The sequence below is a fragment of the Streptomyces sp. 184 genome (genome assembly GCF_045781775.1).
Lineage (GTDB): Bacteria > Actinomycetota > Actinomycetes > Streptomycetales > Streptomycetaceae > Streptomyces.
In genome coordinates, this window is record NZ_CP123230.1 from 5,622,917 (window position 1) to 5,638,881 (window position 15,965).

A 15,965-nucleotide genomic window follows, 5' to 3' on the forward strand; every position below is an offset into this window, starting at 1 on the left:
TCAGAAGTAACCTTCGCGCTTGCGGTCTTCCATGGCGGCCTCGGAGAGCTTGTCGTCGGCCCGGGTGGCACCGCGCTCGGTGAGGCGGGTGGCGGCGATCTCGGCGATGACCTTCTCGATGGTGTCGGCGTCGGAGTCGACGGCGCCGGTGCAGGACATGTCGCCGACGGTGCGGTAGCGCACCGTGCGGGTCTCGACGCGCTCGCCCTGCTTGGCGCCGCCCCAGTCGCCGGGGGCGAGCCACATGCCGCTGCGCAGGAAGACCTCGCGGCGGTGCGCGTAGTAGATCTCCGGGAGCACGATCTTCTCGCGGGCGATGTACTGCCAGACGTCCAGCTCGGTGAAGTTGGACAGCGGGAAGACCCGGACGTGCTCGCCGACGGCGTGCTTGCCGTTGTAGAGCTGCCACAGCTCGGGGCGCTGGCGGCGCGGGTCCCAGCCGCCGAACTCGTCGCGCAGGGAGAAGATGCGCTCCTTGGCGCGGGCCTTCTCCTCGTCCCGGCGCCCGCCGCCGAAGACCGCGTCGTAGCGGCCCTCCTCGATGGCGCGCAGCAGCGGCACCGTCTGGAGCGGGTTGCGGGTGCCGTCGGCGCGCTCCTTCAGCTCGCCGCGGTCGATGAAGTCCTGGACCGAGGCGACGTGCAGCCGCAGGTTGTGCTGCGCGGCGACGCGGTCGCGGTACTCCAGCACCTCGGGGAAGTTGTGCCCCGTGTCGACGTGCAGCAGCGCGAAGGGCGGCGGGGCCGGCGCGAACGCCTTCAGCGCCAGGTGGAGCATCACGATGGAGTCCTTGCCGCCGGAGAAGAGAATCACCGGACGCTCGAACTCCCCCGCGACCTCGCGGAAGATGTGCACCGCCTCGGACTCCAGGACGTCCAGATGCGGCAACTGGAAGTCCTGGGCGGCGGCCTGCTCGACCTGGCTCATGCGAGACCTCGTTCCACCAGTGCGGCGTGCAGCATCGCCGCGGATTCTTCGACACTCTGCTCGTGTGTGGGGATGCGCAGATCGGGGTCCGCGGGCGGCTCGTACGGGTCGTCCACGCCGGTGAGGCCGGAGATCTCGCCGGCCGCCTGCTTGGCGTAGAGGCCCTTCACGTCCCGCTCGGCGCAGACGTCGACGGGCGTGGCCACGTGTACCTCCACATACGTCGTCCCCTCCGTCTGGTGGCGCTTGCGCACCGCCTCGCGGCTGTCCGCGTACGGGGCGATCACCGGTACGAGAACCTTGACGCCGTGCGAGGCGAGCAGCTCGGCGACGAAGCCGATGCGCTGCACGTTCGTGTCGCGGTCCCCCCGGGAGAAACCGAGGCCGGCGGTGAGGAATTCCCGGATCTCGTCGCCGTCCAGCACCTCCACCCGGTGGCCGGCGTCCCGGAGCCGCTCGCCGAAGGCGCGCGCCAGGGTCGTCTTGCCCGCGCTGGGCAGGCCGGTGAGCCAGATCGTGGCGCCGCGCGCGTGTACGTCGCCGGCGCCGGGTGCGTTGTCAGGCACTCCCACTCCCGTGAATCTCCTCGAACAGTGCCTCCCACTGCGGATGGACCGCGTCGGGAGTGTAGGAGCGCGACGTCTGAAGTGCCGCCGCTCCCATGTCGGCCCGCAGGCCCTCGTCGTCCATGAGCTGGCCCATTGCCTCGGCGAGGCCGTCCACGTCCTTGCGGGGCACCAGCAGGCCGTCCTTCCCGTGGGTGAGCACGTCGGCGGGGCCCGTAGGACAGTCGAAGCTGACCACGGGGAGTCCGTGGGTCATCGATTCGATCATCACCATGGGCAGGCCCTCGAACCGCGAGCTGAGCACATAAAAGGATGCTCGTGCAAGTTCGTCGTCCAGTTTGTGGGTGTGCCCCATCAGAAAGACGTGGTTGTAGAGGTGGTGTTCATTGATCTGCCGGCGCAGCTCCGCCTTCTTCTCGCCGGTGCCGAAGATGCGCAGTTGCCAGTCGGGGAACTTCTCCACGAGCTGCGCCCACGCCGGGATCAGCATGTCGAAGCCCTTCTGGGGGAAGAGCCGGCCGGCGGCCACGGCGATGTGGTTGGCGTAGGTGGTGAGCTTCTTGTCGCCGGTGTGCACGGCGTTCGGGATGCGTACGACGCGGGTGTCCGGCAGCAGCTCCTGGTAGTCCGCGCGGTCACCGTGGGTGAGGACGGCGACGGCGTCGAAGCGGGGGTACTCGCGCCGGATGGCGGTGCGGATGTCCGACGGGTGGGTGCCCAGGTTCATGTGCTCCTGGGCGATCTTCCGGCAGGTGCGCGGCGTGAACCTGGCCGTCAGGAAGTTCAGCCCGGGGCGGGTCGGGACGATCACGGCGTCGCGCTGCCGCTCCAGCCAGCCGATGACGGTGTCCTCGATGTGGCGGTTGTAGCGCTCGTACGCGAACTCCCCCGGCGGGATGTGCCGGGGCGGCTGCGCCTCGCGCTCGGTGCGCCGCTCGGCGGCCCGGGGGCCGGCCGCGGCCAGCTCCGCCTCGCGGGCGCTGGGGCGCTGGTCGACCAGTGTGGTGATCTTGACCTTGGGGTGGAGGGGGAAGTGGGGCTCGTCGCGGCCGCGCTGCATGCTGGCGATCTCGACGTCGTGGCCCGCGGCGGCCATGGAACCGGCCTGGTTGAACACGGTGCGGATGGTTCCGCCCGTGCCGTAGGCGTGCATGAGCAGGTAGCGGATTTTCATGGGGCCGGCAGCACCTCGACGGAGAGGTTGTCCTTGATGGTGTAGTACGGCTTGACCTCGACGTCCGCGCCGTCGATCCGGGCGGGCTGGCCGGGGAAGACCATGATGTTCTTCTTGCCGGTGATCCCGTCGAGGTGGCGGCCGGCGCGCAGCCGGACCTCCGCGTCGCCCTTGCCCGCGGCCAGGTGGATGTCCCACTGGGCCGGGGGGGTCAGCCCCGCGGGCGCCAGGTCGGCCACGGGCACGGTGACGTCGAACCCGCCGTCCGCCAGCTCCGCCGGGTAGCGCAACTGCTGGTCCTCGTGGTCGCGCCGGACGAGCAGCATCTCCCAGGGGCTGCCGCCGGCGTCCTCGTCGATGCCGTGCAGGCTGCCGGTGAGGCGTACGGCGCCGTCGCGGGGCCAGACCTCGGCGATCTCGGCGTGCGGCTCGCGGGCGGCCGCGCCGTCCGGGCCCTCGCCTTCGAGGTAGCCCCAGGCGGCGCTGATCTCGCGCAGCGGCTCGGGGATCTCCTCGGCGGCGGGCAGGGCGCGGCCGGCCTGCACCTGGCCGCTGCGGATCTTGTCCTTCCAGTCGCCGAGGCCCTTCTTGTAGCTCCCCTGGGTCCGGGAGCCGTAGTCGAGCATGCCGGGCTCGAAGTCGATCTCCAGGTAGGAGCAGATGCCCTTCATGGCGGACTCGGGGTCGTCGGTCAGGTCCTCGTAGCGCACGACGTGCCCCGGCAGGGCCTGGCGGGCACGTTCCGTGGCGCGCATGTAGCGCAGGGCGTCGAGGGCGGCCTCCTCCTCGGTGCGCTTCTCCGGGTCGGCCTCGTACCAGGAGCGGGCGATGGAGGCGGGGTGGCGGAGCAGGAAGATGAACCGGGCGTCGGGCCAGCAGGCGGCGATGCGCTTGTACGCGAAGGTGTTGCTGGGCGTCTTCTCGACCAGGAAGTCCTTGCCGGAGCGGACCAGCTCGCGGTGGAGCACCCGGTCCCAGATCAGGTGCTCCAGGTCGCCGCGCTCCAGGCCCAGCTCCTGCATGGCGCGCTCGGCGAGCTTGGTGGAGGCGTTGACCTCCAGCCGGCGGAAGTGGAGTTCGTGCGCGGAGTGCAGGCGCGAGTGCGCGTTGAGGAGCAGGCGCAGCAGGGTGGAGCCGGAGCGTACCGGCGACATGATGAAGACGGGCCGCCGCAGCAGCCGGTCGACTTCGGGATCCTCCGGGGGGCGGTACGCGACCTGCGCGGCGGGCTTGGGCTCCGGGGCGGACTCCTTGGTCCCCGCGGAGGGTTTTGGGGCAGGCGCATGCGGCAGCCCGGCCTTACGGATCTCGAAACCCGTGGTTGCGCCGAGCTTGTGATTCAGCTTCCGGAGGAGGTTCATGCGCCCCGAGGCTAGAAGGCGTTTGTGAGACGGGCAACGTACCCGCGCGGCATGTTCGCTAAACGTGCAGGTCATAGCTAGTTTGATTGACGCGGAGTGGCGCTGGTCACAGCGACCTCGGCAGCCCCGTGCAGACCTGCGGGATCCCGTCCCGGGCACTGCCGTGCACCGCCCGGACGGGTGAATTCCGCACGGGACGTCGGCACCGCCGGGGGTGAGGGGCTGCTGAGAACCATGAGAGCGGGATGAGAGGGAACGGCCCCGGAGGCGCCCGGTCTGAGCGTATCGGGTGAGCGATTCTCATCCGCTTCTCATCCTGGGGCCCCGGCGGCTGTCCCGCGGCGGGACACGCGGGCGGGCGCCGGGAGTTCGAGTGGGAGGGGGCAGCAGTCGATCGTGGTGCCCGTGCCGGACGGACCGGCACGGAAGGGATATTTCGCTATGAGCATCACGATGAAGCGCGCCGCGGTCACCGCGGTCGCGGCGCTGTCGGTCCTGCTGGGTACCGCGGGGGCGGCGAGCGCCGCCGGGAGCCACGCCGCGCCGCACCGGCCGTGCGCCCAGAGCAAGCACGTCGTGCACGGAAAGGACGGCTCGGCGGGCACGAAGCGGGTGCACGTGAAGGACGCGCCCCGGGGGCACTGCAAGCAGACCAAGCGGCCCGGTCACCGCGCGGACCGCAAGCCGGTGAAGAAGGTCGTCCTCGTGGACGGGCGGAAGGCGCCGCGCCGCTGACCCCTGGGGCGACGATCGGCGACCGCCCGGACCGGCTGACCGTCAGCCGGTCCGGGCGGTCGCCCGGGCCGGCTGGTCACGGCCGGGGCGCTCGACCGGCCGGGGCGCTGGTCGCTCCGGTCGCCGCCGTGGGCCGGTCCGCCGCGGGTCAGGCGTCGCGCAGCAGGCAGGTGAGCCGTGCGGTGCACACCCGTCGGCCCTCCTCGTCGCTGACGACGATCTCGTACGTCGCGGTGGACCGGCCGCGGTGCACCGGCGTGGCGACGCCGGTGACCACCCCGGCGCGCAGGCCCCGGTGGTGGGTGCAGTTGAGGTCGACGCCGACGGCGACCTTCGCCGGGCCGCCGTGCAGCATCGCGCCGACGGAGCCCAGGGTCTCGGCGAGGACCGCGGAGGCGCCGCCGTGCAGCAGCCCGTACGGCTGGGTGTTGCCCTCCACCGGCAGCGTGCCCACGACCCGCTCGGGCGCCGCCTCCAGCACCTTGAGGCCCATGCGCTGCCCGAGGGCGCCGGCGGAGAACAGCTTCTCCAGGTCGACGCCGACGCCGGCGAACTCGTCGAGGATCTCGCGGGGGAACTTCGTGGTGTGCTCGCCCATGAACGCCCGGCTCCGTCCTTTACACCTGCACCGTCGTGTCGGGCTCCACCGTAGACGCGGCCGGCTCCAGCCTGACCACCAGGGACTTGCTCGTGGGGGTGTTGCTGGTGTCCGCGGTGGAGTCGAGCGGCACCAGCACGTTGGTCTCCGGGTAGTACGCCGCCGCGCAGCCCCGGGCGGTCGGGTAGTGCACGACGCGGAAGCCGTCCGCGCGCCGCTCGCTGCCGTCGCGCCACTCGCTGACGATGTCCGTGTACGCCCCGTCGGCGAGGCCGAGGTCCGCGGCGTCGTCGGGGTGGACGAGGACGACGCGACGGCCGCCGCGCACGCCGCGGTAGCGGTCGTCCAGGCCGTAGATCGTGGTGTTGTACTGGTCGTGGCTGCGCAGCGTCTGGAGCAGCAGCCGGCCCGCGGGCACCTGCGGGTACGTCACGGGGCCGGCGGTGAAGTTCGCCTTGCCGGTGGCGGTGGGGAAGCGCCGCTCGTCGCGCGGGGCGTGCGGCAGGGTGAAGCCGCCGGGGCGGCGGACGCGGGCGTCGAAGTCCTCGAAGCCGGGCACCACGCGCGCGATGCGGTCGCGGATGCGCGCGTAGTCGCTGCTGAACTCCTCCCAGGGCGTGGCGCTGTCGGCCCCCAGCACGGCGCGGGCGAGCCGGCAGACGATGGCGACCTCCGACAGCAGCGCGTCGCTCGCGGGCGCGAGCCGGCCGCGGGAGGCGTGCACGACGCCCATGGAGTCCTCGACGGTCACGAACTGCTCGTGCCCGCGGCCGTCGGGGCCGGGCTGCCGGTCGCGCTCGGTGCGGCCCAGGGTGGGCAGGATGAGCGCGCGGGCGCCGGTGACGACGTGGCTGCGGTTGAGCTTGGTCGAGACGTGCACGGTCAGCCGGGCGCGGCGCATCGCGGCCTCGGTGACCTCGGTGTCGGGCGAGGCGGAGACGAAGTTGCCGCCGACGGCGAAGAAGACCTTGGCGGCGCCGTCGCGCAGGGCGCGGATGGCGCGTACGACGTCGTAGCCGTGCCGGCGGGGCGGGGCGAAACCGAACTCCTTCTCCAGCGCGTCCAGGAAGGCGGGCGCGGGCCGCTCGAAGATGCCCATGGTGCGGTCGCCCTGCACGTTGCTGTGGCCGCGCACGGGGCAGACGCCGGCGCCGGGGCGGCCGACGTGGCCGCCGAGGAGCAGGAAGTTGACGATCTCCTTGATGGTGGGCACGGCGTGCTTGTGCTGGGTCAGGCCCATCGCCCAGCAGACGACGATCCTTTCGGCGCCGAGCACCAGCTCGGCGGCGCGGTCGATGTCGGCGGCGGCCAGCCCGGTGGCGCGTTCGGCCTCGGCGTCGTCGTAGGCGCGGGCGGCGGCCGCGTACTCCTCGTAGCCGTGCGTGTGCTCCGCGACGAACTCCTCGTCGACGGCCCGCGCCCCGGAGTCGTGCGCGGCGAGGACGCGCCGGGCCAGGGCGCGGAAGAGCGCCTGGTCGCCGCCGACGCGGACCTGGAGGAACAGGTCGGTCAGCGCGGTGCCGCCGCGGGCCAGGCCCCGTACGGTCTGGGGGTTCTTGAACCGGACCATGCCGGGCTCGGGCAGCGGGTTGACGGTGACGATGCGGGCGCCGTTGTCCTTGGCGCGCTCCAGGGCGCTGAGCATGCGCGGGTGGTTCGTGCCCGGGTTCTGGCCGGCGACGATGATCAGGTCGGCCCGGTGGATGTCGTCGAGCAGGACGCTGCCCTTGCCGACGCCCAGGGTCTCGGTGAGCGCGGAACCGGACGACTCGTGGCACAGGTTGGAGCAGTCGGGCAGGTTGTTCGTGCCGAACTCGCGGGCGAAGAGCTGGTAGAGGAACGCGGCCTCGTTGCCGGTGCGCCCGGAGGTGTAGAAGACCGCCTCGTCGGGCGAGTCGAGGGCGGTCAGCTCCTCGGCGACGATGGCGAACGCCCGCTCCCAGGACACCTGCTCGTACGCCTCGGCGCCCTCGGCGAGGTACACGGGGTGGGTGAGCCGGCCCTGCTGGCCCAGCCAGTAGCCGCTGCGGCCGGCGAGGTCGGCGACGGGGTGCGCGGCGAAGAACTCGGGGGTGACGCGGCGCAGCGTCGCCTCCTCGGCGACGGCCTTCGCACCGTTCTCGCAGAACTCGAAGGTGTGCGGGCGGTCCGGCTCGGGCCAGGCGCAGCCGGGGCAGTCGAAGCCGTCGTGCTGGTTGACGCGCAGCAGGGTCCGGGCCGTACGCCGTACGCCCATCTGTTCCTGCCCGGTACGCAGCGCGTGCGCGATGGCGGCGGCGCCGACGGCGGACTCCTGGGGCGGGGTGACCTCGGGGGCGTCCTGTACGGGGTCGCCGACGGGCGGTTTGCCGGCCATGGCGGTCGCCCTTTCTCGTGGCGGGTCTACGGGGACCGATCCTGCCATGCCGCACCGTCACGGCTCCGTTGTCGGTGCGGCATGGCAGGATCGGAGCCGTGGCTGAGAACGCGTCGAAGACCCATCGCCCCCGCCTGATGCTGCTGGACGGACACTCCCTGGCCTACAGGGCGTTCTTCGCGCTGCCCGCGGAGAACTTCTCCACGACCAGCGGGCAGGTCACCAATGCGATCTACGGCTTCACATCGATGCTGTCGAACACGTTGCGTGACGAGGCGCCCACGCATCTGGCCGTCGCCTTCGACGTCTCCCGCAAGACGTGGCGCTCCGCGGAGTTCGCGGAGTACAAGGCGAACCGCTCCTCGACCCCCGACGACTTCCGGGGCCAGGTCGAGCTGATCGGCGAGCTGCTGGACGCGATGAACGTGCCGCGCTTCGCCGTCGAGGGCTTCGAGGCGGACGACGTGATCGCCACGCTGGCCACGCAGGCGGAGGCGGCCGGGTTCGACGTGCTGATCGTCACCGGCGACCGGGACTCCTTCCAGCTCGTCTCCGACCACGTGACGGTGCTGTATCCGACCAAGGGCGTCTCCGAGCTGACCCGCTTCACCCCGGCGAAGGTCGAGGAGCGGTACGGGCTGACGCCCGCGCAGTACCCGGACTTCGCCGCCCTGCGCGGCGACCCCTCCGACAACCTGCCGGGCATCCCCGGCGTCGGCGAGAAGACCGCGGCCAAGTGGATCAGGCAGTTCGGCTCGTTCGCGGAGCTGGCCGAGCGGGCCGAGGAGGTCAAGGGCAAGGCCGGGCAGAACCTGCGCGACCACCTGGACGCGGTGAAGCTCAACCGCCGGCTCACCGAGTTGGACCGCGCCGTCGAGCTTTCCACCGGCCCCGAGGGCCTGGAGCGCAGGCCGTACGACCGGACGTCGCTCCAGGTCATCATGGACGCGCTGGAGTTCCGCAACCCCAACTTCCGCGAGCGGCTGTTCAACGCCGACCCGGGCGCCGGCGAGGAGGAGGTCGAGCCCGAGCCCGGCGTGCAGGTCGACGGCCGCGTGCTGGAGACCGGCGAGCTGGCGCCGTGGCTCGCCGAGCACGGCGCGGTGCCGCTCGGCATGGCGACCGTCGGCACCTGGCAGCTCGGCGTCGGCAGCGTCACCGAGGTCGCGCTGGCCACCGCGGAGGGGCCGGCCTCGTGGTTCGACCCGGCCCGGCTGGACGCCGCGGACGAGCAGGCGTTCGCGGGCTGGCTCGCGGACGCCGACCGCCCCAAGACGGTGCACGACGCCAGGAGCGCCATGCGCGTCCTGGCCGAGCACGGCTGGACGGTCGAGGGCGTCGCGATGGACACGGCCCTGGCCGCCTACCTCGTCACCCCCGGCCGGCGGACGTTCGCGCTCGACGCGCTGTCGATCGCCTATCTGGGCCGAGAGCTGGAGCCCCCGGCCGCCGACGGCCAGCTCGAACTGGGCCTCGACGGCGAGGAGGGCGACCAGGAGGCCGCCGAGCGGGACGCGCTGATGCGTACGGCCCGTACGGTCCTGGACCTCGGCGAGGCGCTGTCGGAGAAGCTGGCGCAGGTCGGCGCGGCGGAGCTGCTGCGGGACATGGAGCTGCCGGTCTCGGCGGTGCTGGCGGGGATGGAGCGGGCCGGCGTCGCGGTGGACCGGGCCCATCTGGAGGCCATGGAGGAGCAGTTCGCCGGCGCGGTGCAGCAGGCCGTCCGGGAGGCGCACGACGCGGTGGGGCACGAGTTCAACCTCGGCTCGCCCAAGCAGTTGCAGGAGGTCTTCTTCGGCGAGCTGGGCCTGCCGAAGACCAAGAAGACCAAGACGGGTTACACCACGGACGCCGACGCGCTGGCCTGGCTCGCCACCCGGACCGACCACGAGCTGCCGGTCATCATGCTGCGCCACCGCGAGCAGGCCCGGCTGCGCTCCACGGTCGAGGGGCTGATCAAGACCATCGCGGCGGACGGCCGGATCCACACCACGTTCAGCCAGACCGTCGCCGCCACCGGCCGGCTGTCCTCCACCGATCCGAACCTCCAGAACGTGCCCATCCGTACGGACGAGGGCCGGGCGATCCGGCGCGGCTTCGTCGTCGGCGAGGGGTACGAGTCGCTGCTGACCGCCGACTACAGCCAGATCGAGCTGCGCGTGATGGCCCATCTCTCGGAGGACGAGGGCCTGATCGAGGCGTTCGCCTCCGGCGAGGACCTGCACGACACCGTCGCCTCGCAGGTGTTCTCGGTGCCGCGCACCGAGGTCGACCACGACATGCGGCGGAAGATCAAGGCGATGTCGTACGGGCTGGCCTACGGGCTGTCCGCGTTCGGCCTCTCGCAGCAGCTCGGCATCGCGGCCGCCGAGGCCAACAAGCTGATGGAGAACTACTTCGAGCGCTTCGGCGGCGTACGGGACTATCTGCGCCGCGTCGTGGACGAGGCCCGGGCCACGGGCTACACGGAGACGATGTTCGGCCGGCGCCGGTATCTCCCCGACCTCAACAGCGACAACCGCCAGCGGCGCGAGATGGCGGAGCGGATGGCGCTCAACGCGCCGATCCAGGGCACCGCGGCGGACATCGTGAAGCTCGCCATGCTGCGGGTGGAGCGCGCGCTGGCGGCGGCGTCGCTGGAGACCCGGCTGCTGCTCCAGGTGCACGACGAAGTCGTGCTGGAGGTCGCCCCGGGCGAGCGCGAGCGGGTGGAGGAGCTGGTGCGGCGCGAGATGGCCGGCGCGGTGGCCCTGCGGGCGCCGCTGGACGTCGCGGTGGGCGTCGGGGCGGACTGGGAGTCGGCGGCGCACTGAACGCCGCGCAGCGGGCCGCCGGGAGGCCCGGCGGCCCGGTGTCCCGGCGGACCGGGGCCCCGTCGGCTTGAGGGATCGTCCCGGCGTGGAGGATCGCTCGGCCTGAGGTGTCGTACCGGCTTCCGGGCGCCCCCGTGCGCGGCGTCCCGGCCGGCGGGGCGTCTCAGCTTGCGGGGTCGTCCTCGCCGATGTGGTGGACGCGGACGAGGTTGGTCGAGCCGGGGATGCCGGGCGGGCTGCCGGCGGTGATCACGACCACGTCCCCCCTGCGGCAGCGGCCGATCTTCAGCAACTGCTCGTCGACCTGCGCCACCATCTCGTCGGTCGTCTGCACCATCGGGCCGAGGAAGGTCTCCACGCCCCACGTCAGGTTGAGCTGGCTGCGCGTGGCCCGGTCCGGGGTGAAGGCCAGCACCGGGATCGGCGAGCGGTAGCGCGAGAGCCGCCGCACCGTGTCGCCGGACTGCGTGAACGCCACCAGGTAGCGCGCCCCGAGGAAGTCGCCGACCTCCGCCGCGGCGCGCGCCACCGCGCCGCCCTGCGTGCGCGGCTTGCTGCGCTCGGTCAGCGGCGGCAGGCCCTTGGCGAGCAGCTCCTCCTCCGCCGCCGCGACGATCCGGCCCATCGTCCGCACCGTCTGGATCGGGTACTTGCCGACGCTCGTCTCGCCGGAGAGCATCACCGCGTCCGTGCCGTCCATCACCGCGTTGGCGACGTCGGACGCCTCCGCGCGGGTCGGCCGGGACGCCTCGATCATCGATTCGAGCATCTGCGTGGCGACGATGACCGGCTTGGCGTTCCGCTTGGCGAGCTTGACCGCCCGCTTCTGCACCATCGGCACCTGCTCCAGCGGCATTTCCACGCCGAGGTCGCCGCGGGCCACCATGAGCCCGTCGAAGGCGTCGACGATGCCCTCCAGGTTCTCGACCGCCTGCGGCTTCTCCACCTTGGCGATCACCGGGACCCGCCGGCCCTCCTCGTCCATGATCCGGTGGACGTCGCGGACGTCCTGCCCGGAGCGTACGAAGGACAGCGCGATGATGTCCGCGCCCGTGCGCAGCGCCCAGCGCAGGTCGTCGCGGTCCTTGGCGGAGAGCGCGGGGACGGAGACGGCGACGCCGGGCAGGTTCAGGCCCTTGTTGTCGGAGACCATGCCGCCCTCGATGACCATGGTGCGGACCCGGGGCCCGTCCACGGCGGTCACCTCCAGCGTGACGCGGCCGTCGTCGACGAGGATGCGCTCGCCCCGCCCGACGTCGGCGGCCAGCCCGGGGTACGTCGTACCGCAGCACTGGCGGTCGCCTTCGACCGGGTCGACGCTGATCGTGAATTCATCGCCCCGTTCGAGAAATACAGGACCTTCCCGGAAGGTGCCCAGCCGGATCTTCGGGCCCTGAAGGTCGGCGAGTACGCCGACGCTGCGCCCCGTTTCGTCGGCCGCCTTGCGTACCCGTGCGTAACGTTCCTCGTGCTCAGCGTAAGTGCCATGGCTGAGATTGAACCTGGCGACGTCCATTCCCGCCTCGACCAGGCCCTTGATCTGGTCGTATGTGTCGGTCGCAGGACCCAGGGTGCAGACAATCTTCGCTCGGCGCATGTATTCGACTCTATGACTTACCGGCAGGTAGGGAACCGGGTATTGGCCATTCTCCAACGACATTTGGTTGAAGGTCTATTGAGGGAGAGCCGACAACTAATAAAACGTGCGGGGCGCTGCTCTGATGAGCGCTTTCAGAGTTGCGGACGGGTCATGATGAACCTTGCGTTCACCCGTGCGTAGACAGACTGTCGCTGAGGTTCGAGGTCGAGCGCGGGCGCCGCCTCCCCGCCCGGGGCGGCGGCGCCGGCGAAACCGCGGGCCATCTCCGTGGCCATCCACGGCTCGTGCTGCTCCGCACCCTCGTCGGCGATCTCGACGACGGCCGTCAGCCCCGCGCCCAGCGCCTCGGCGTACTCGCGGGCGCGGGTCACCGCCTCCCGTACCGCCTGCTGCCGTGCCTGGCGGTGCACCGGGGAGTCCGGGCGCAGCGCCCACCACGGCCCCTCGACGGTCGCCAGGTCGAGGTCGGCGGCCCGGGTGCTCAGCTCGCCGAGGGCGGTGAAGTCGCTGAGCGTCGCGGTCAGCCGGACGCGGCCGAGGTAGCGGCGCACCCGCTCCCCGCGGCCGTGCCGGCCGAGTTCGGGCGTCACGAGCAGCGACCCGGTCTCCAGCTTCTCGACCGCGTCGCCGTACGACCTGATCAGCTCGCGCGCCTCGGCGTTGCGGCGGGTCAGGTCCTCCAGCGCGCCGCGCCGGTCGGTGCCGCGGACGCCGACGGTGACGGCGATCCGGGCGATCTCCGGGTCGACTTCGAGCCGGGCCTCGCCGCGGACGGCGAGACGCGGCTCGTCGGCGGTGCCGTAGGGGGTGGGACCGTTGGGGGTGGGAGAGGACGAGAGGGCGGGGGGCGGGTTCGTCATGCCCTCACTGTGCCAGGGTCCGGCGCACGCGGGACCCCGTGCGCCGGCTCGTCGGGCTCGTCGGGCCGTTCGCGCGGGGGCTTGCGGAGCCCGAAGGTGGTGAACGCGGTGCGGTGCGGCAGGGGGTACGGTTCCGCGCCGGTGACGTCGTTGAGGATGGCGGCGCTGCGGTGGGCGGCGAGGCCCAGGTCGGGCGCGCCGACGCCGTGCGTGTGCCGCTCGGCGTTCTGGACGTAGATCCGGCCCGTGACGGCCGGGTCGAGGACCAGGCGGTGCCCCTCGTCGACCTCAGGACGCCCCGCGGCGTCGCGACGCAGCAGCGGCTCCAGCGGGGCCAGGAGGCCGTCGAGCGAGCGCTCCCGGTAGCCGGTGGCGAGCACCACGGCGTCGGTGTGCAGCGTCTCGCGGGCGCCCTGCGCGGCGTGTTCCAGGTGCAGTTCGATGCGGTGCGAGCCGAGGCGCCCGGCGGTGCGTACGGTGACGCCGGGGGTGAGGACGGCGTCGGGCCAGCCGCCGCCGAGGGTGCGGCGGTACAGCTCGTCGTGCACGGCGGCGATGGTCTCGTGGTCGATGCCCTTGTACAACTGCCACTGCCGGGGCAGCAGTTCGTCGCGTACGTCCTCGGGGAGCCCGTGGAAGTAGCGCGCGTGGTCGGGCGTGAACTGCTCCAGGCCCAGCTTGCTGTACTCCATCGGCGCGAACGCCGGGGTACGGGCCAGCCAGTGCAGCCCCTCGGCGCCCGCCGGCCGGGCCCGCAGCAGGTCGAGGAAGACCTCGGCGCCGGACTGTCCCGCGCCGATGACGGTGACGTGCCCGGCGGCGATGAGGTGGGCGCGGTGGGTGAGGTAGTCGGCGGCGTGCACGACGTCGGCGGTGGGCGAGGCGGCGAGCGGGCGCAGCGCCTCCGGCACGTACGGCTCGGTGCCCACGCCGACGACGAGGTGCCGGGCGTGGGCGCGGCCGAGCGCCGCGGCCCCGCCGGCGGCGTCGAGCTGGGTGAAGTCGGCTTCGAACAGGCCGCGTTCCGCGTTCCAGCGGACGTCCTCGACCTGGTGGCCGAAGTGCAGTCCTGGGACCTGCCCGCTGACCCAGCGGCAGTACGCGTCGTACTCGGCGCGGTGGGCGTGGAAGCGCTCGGCGAAGTAGAAGGGGTAGAGCCGCTCGCGGACGCGCAGGTAGTTGAGGAAGCTGAAGGGGCTGGTGGGGTCGGCGAGCGTGACGAGGTCGGCGAGGAAGGGCACTTGGAGGGTGGTGCCCTCGATGAGGAGCCCGGGGTGCCAGCGGAACTCGGCGCGGCGCTCGTAGAAGGCGCTGGTCAGTCCCCGGACGCGGGCGGCGAGCGCGGCGAGGGAGAGGTTGAACGGGCCGATGCCGATCCCGGCGAGGTCGAGGGGGCGCAGGTGGCCGGGCTGCTCAGCGGGCATCGGGGGCGGTTCCGTTCTCGCGGCGCGGCGCGCTGTCCGCGAGAACGGCCGGGCCGGGGGCGGCGGCCGGTGGTGAGGCTTCGGCTAAGGCCGGGGGGTGTGCCGGTCCCGCCCGGTGGGCCTCGGTGACGAGTTTGAGCAGGTTGCGCAGGTCTCCGGGCTGGACGTGCGGGTTGAGCAGGGTCGCCTTCAGCCAGCGCCGCCCGCCCGCCTCCGCGCGGCCGAGCACCGCGTGCCCGTCGGCGAGCAGCCGCCGCCGCAGCGCCGCCACGGCGGCGTCGCCGGCGCCCGCGGGCCGGAAGAGGACCGTGGTCAGCGTCGGCGGCGCGTACAGCTCCAGCTCGGGGTCCTCCTCGACCAGCTCCGCGAGCCGGGCCGCCGCGGCGAACGCCCCCTCCACCAGCTCCGCGACCCCGGCCCGGCCCAGCGCCCGCAGCGTGACGGCGACCTTGAGCACGTCGGCGCGGCGCGTGGTGCGCAGGGAGCGGTGCAGCAGGTCGGGCAGGCCCGCCTCGGTGTCGTCGTCGGCGCTGAGGTAGTCGGCGCGGTACGCGAGCGGGGCCAGGTCGGCGTCGTCGCGTACGGCCAGGAAGCCGGCGGCGATCGGCTGCCAGCCCAGCTTGTGCAGGTCGAGCGCGACGGTGTGGGCCCGGTCGAGCCCGGCGACGAGGTGCGCGCGGCCGGGGGCGAGCAGGAGCAGCCCTCCGTACGCGGCGTCCACGTGCAGCCGGGCGCCGTGTGCCACGGCGGCGTCGGCGAGTGCGGGCAGCGGGTCGACGGCGCCGGCGTCGGTGGTGCCGGCGGTGCCGACGACCAGCGCCGGGCCGGGCGCGGCGCCGGGGCCGGGGCCGCGGAGCAGGCCGAGCGCGTCGCGTACGGCGGCGGGGTCGAGGACGCCGCGCGGGGTGGGCACGACGTGCGGGGCACGCATGCCCAGCAGCCACGCGGCGCGGCGGACGCTGTGGTGGGCGTTGGCGCCGGTGACCACCTGCACGCCGGGCCCGAGGAGTTCGCGGGCGAGCAGCAGCGCGAGCTGGTTGGCTTCGGTGCCGCCGGTGGTGACCAGCGCGTCGGGGCGGGCGGCGCCGGGGTGGACCTCGGCGGCGACGGCGGCGGCCACCTCGGCCTCCAGCTCGGAGGCGGCCGGGGCCTGGTCCCAGGAGTCCAGCGAGGGATTGAGCACGCTCGCCGCGAGGTCCGCGGCGACGGCGACGGCGAGCGGCGGGGCGTGCAGGTGGGCGGCGCAGTGCGGGTCCGCCGGGTCGGCGGCGCCCTCGGCGAGGACGCGTACGAGGCGGGCGAGGGCCGCCTCGGCCCCGACGCCGGTGTCGGGCAGCAGGGGGCGGACGGCCTCGCGTACCCGCGCGGCGACGGCGCGGGGGCCGCCGGCGGGCAGCGGGCCGCGGCGGCGGGCGGCGCCGTCGCCGAGGGCGGCGAGGACGGTGTCGAGGTACGGGCGGAGGGCGCGGGGGCCGGCGGGGCCACCCGCGAGGGCGGCTTCGGCGGCAACGGGCATGCAGGCTCCTGTGGGCGCCGGTCTCGGAGAACCGG

General features: G+C 73.1%; 12 protein-coding genes. 2 read left to right on the plus strand and 10 right to left on the minus strand.

Features of this window, described 5'->3' with window-relative positions:
• From cysD to QBL21_RS23855, 4 genes are read right to left on the minus strand one after another with little or no spacing between them, the layout of a single operon-like run.
• A complete protein-coding gene (gene cysD / locus QBL21_RS23840) occupies positions 1–927 on the minus strand; it encodes a sulfate adenylyltransferase subunit CysD (protein WP_407564257.1) in 927 nt (308 codons plus the stop codon).
• Positions 924–1,493 carry an adenylyl-sulfate kinase gene (cysC, locus tag QBL21_RS23845; protein WP_407564258.1) on the minus strand — a complete coding sequence of 190 codons (570 nt, stop codon included), beginning with the start codon at positions 1,491–1,493 and terminating at the stop codon, positions 924–926. Before cysC ends, cysD begins: the two co-directional genes overlap by 4 nt.
• Positions 1,486–2,667 carry a glycosyltransferase family 4 protein gene (locus QBL21_RS23850; RefSeq protein WP_407564259.1) on the minus strand — a complete coding sequence of 394 codons (1,182 nt, stop codon included), beginning with the start codon at positions 2,665–2,667 and terminating at the stop codon, positions 1,486–1,488. Before QBL21_RS23850 ends, cysC begins: the two co-directional genes overlap by 8 nt.
• Complete coding sequence (locus tag QBL21_RS23855) at positions 2,664–4,028, minus strand: sulfotransferase family protein (RefSeq protein WP_407564260.1); 1,365 nt, start codon at positions 4,026–4,028, stop codon at positions 2,664–2,666. The genes QBL21_RS23850 and QBL21_RS23855 overlap by 4 nt, the downstream gene beginning before the upstream one ends.
• Before the next feature lie 441 nt (positions 4,029–4,469).
• Between QBL21_RS23855 and QBL21_RS23860 the strand changes: the two genes are divergently transcribed.
• Positions 4,470–4,763, plus strand: coding sequence for a hypothetical protein (locus QBL21_RS23860; protein WP_407564261.1), 294 nt, complete (start codon positions 4,470–4,472; stop codon positions 4,761–4,763).
• Between the two features lie 148 nt (positions 4,764–4,911).
• Here QBL21_RS23860 and QBL21_RS23865 read toward each other — a convergent pair whose 3' ends face one another.
• Positions 4,912–5,361 (minus strand): PaaI family thioesterase, encoded by a 450-nt coding sequence (locus tag QBL21_RS23865; RefSeq protein ID WP_407564262.1) that lies wholly within the window; start codon positions 5,359–5,361, stop codon positions 4,912–4,914.
• A gap of 19 nt (positions 5,362–5,380) precedes the next feature.
• Positions 5,381–7,717, minus strand: a complete 2,337-nt coding sequence (locus tag QBL21_RS23870) for an FdhF/YdeP family oxidoreductase (RefSeq protein WP_407564263.1) — start codon at positions 7,715–7,717, stop codon at positions 5,381–5,383.
• A gap of 137 nt (positions 7,718–7,854) precedes the next feature.
• Here QBL21_RS23870 and polA point away from each other — a divergent pair, with 137 nt between their 5' ends.
• Complete coding sequence (gene polA / locus QBL21_RS23875) at positions 7,855–10,530, plus strand: DNA polymerase I (protein ID WP_407566535.1); 2,676 nt, start codon at positions 7,855–7,857, stop codon at positions 10,528–10,530.
• 163 nt (positions 10,531–10,693) lie between these two features.
• On the opposite strand, the gene pyk is transcribed toward polA, so the two are convergent.
• The 4 genes from pyk to QBL21_RS23895 all read right to left on the minus strand — a co-directional run bounded on the left by pyk (position 10,694) and on the right by QBL21_RS23895 (position 15,930).
• Entirely contained in the window at positions 10,694–12,127 is a 1,434-nt protein-coding gene (gene pyk / locus QBL21_RS23880; protein ID WP_407564264.1) for a pyruvate kinase, read from the minus strand.
• Positions 12,128–12,261: 134 nt separating this feature from the next.
• A complete protein-coding gene (locus tag QBL21_RS23885; RefSeq protein WP_407564265.1) occupies positions 12,262–12,990 on the minus strand; it encodes an SIMPL domain-containing protein in 729 nt (242 codons plus the stop codon).
• Positions 12,987–14,414: a lysine N(6)-hydroxylase/L-ornithine N(5)-oxygenase family protein gene (locus tag QBL21_RS23890; protein ID WP_407564266.1), complete on the minus strand. Its 1,428-nt coding sequence runs from the start codon at positions 14,412–14,414 to the stop codon at positions 12,987–12,989. The genes QBL21_RS23885 and QBL21_RS23890 overlap by 4 nt, the downstream gene beginning before the upstream one ends.
• Entirely contained in the window at positions 14,404–15,930 is a 1,527-nt protein-coding gene (locus QBL21_RS23895) for a pyridoxal phosphate-dependent decarboxylase family protein (protein WP_407564267.1), read from the minus strand. The genes QBL21_RS23890 and QBL21_RS23895 overlap by 11 nt, the downstream gene beginning before the upstream one ends.
• Between the last annotated feature and the right edge of the window lie 35 nt (positions 15,931–15,965).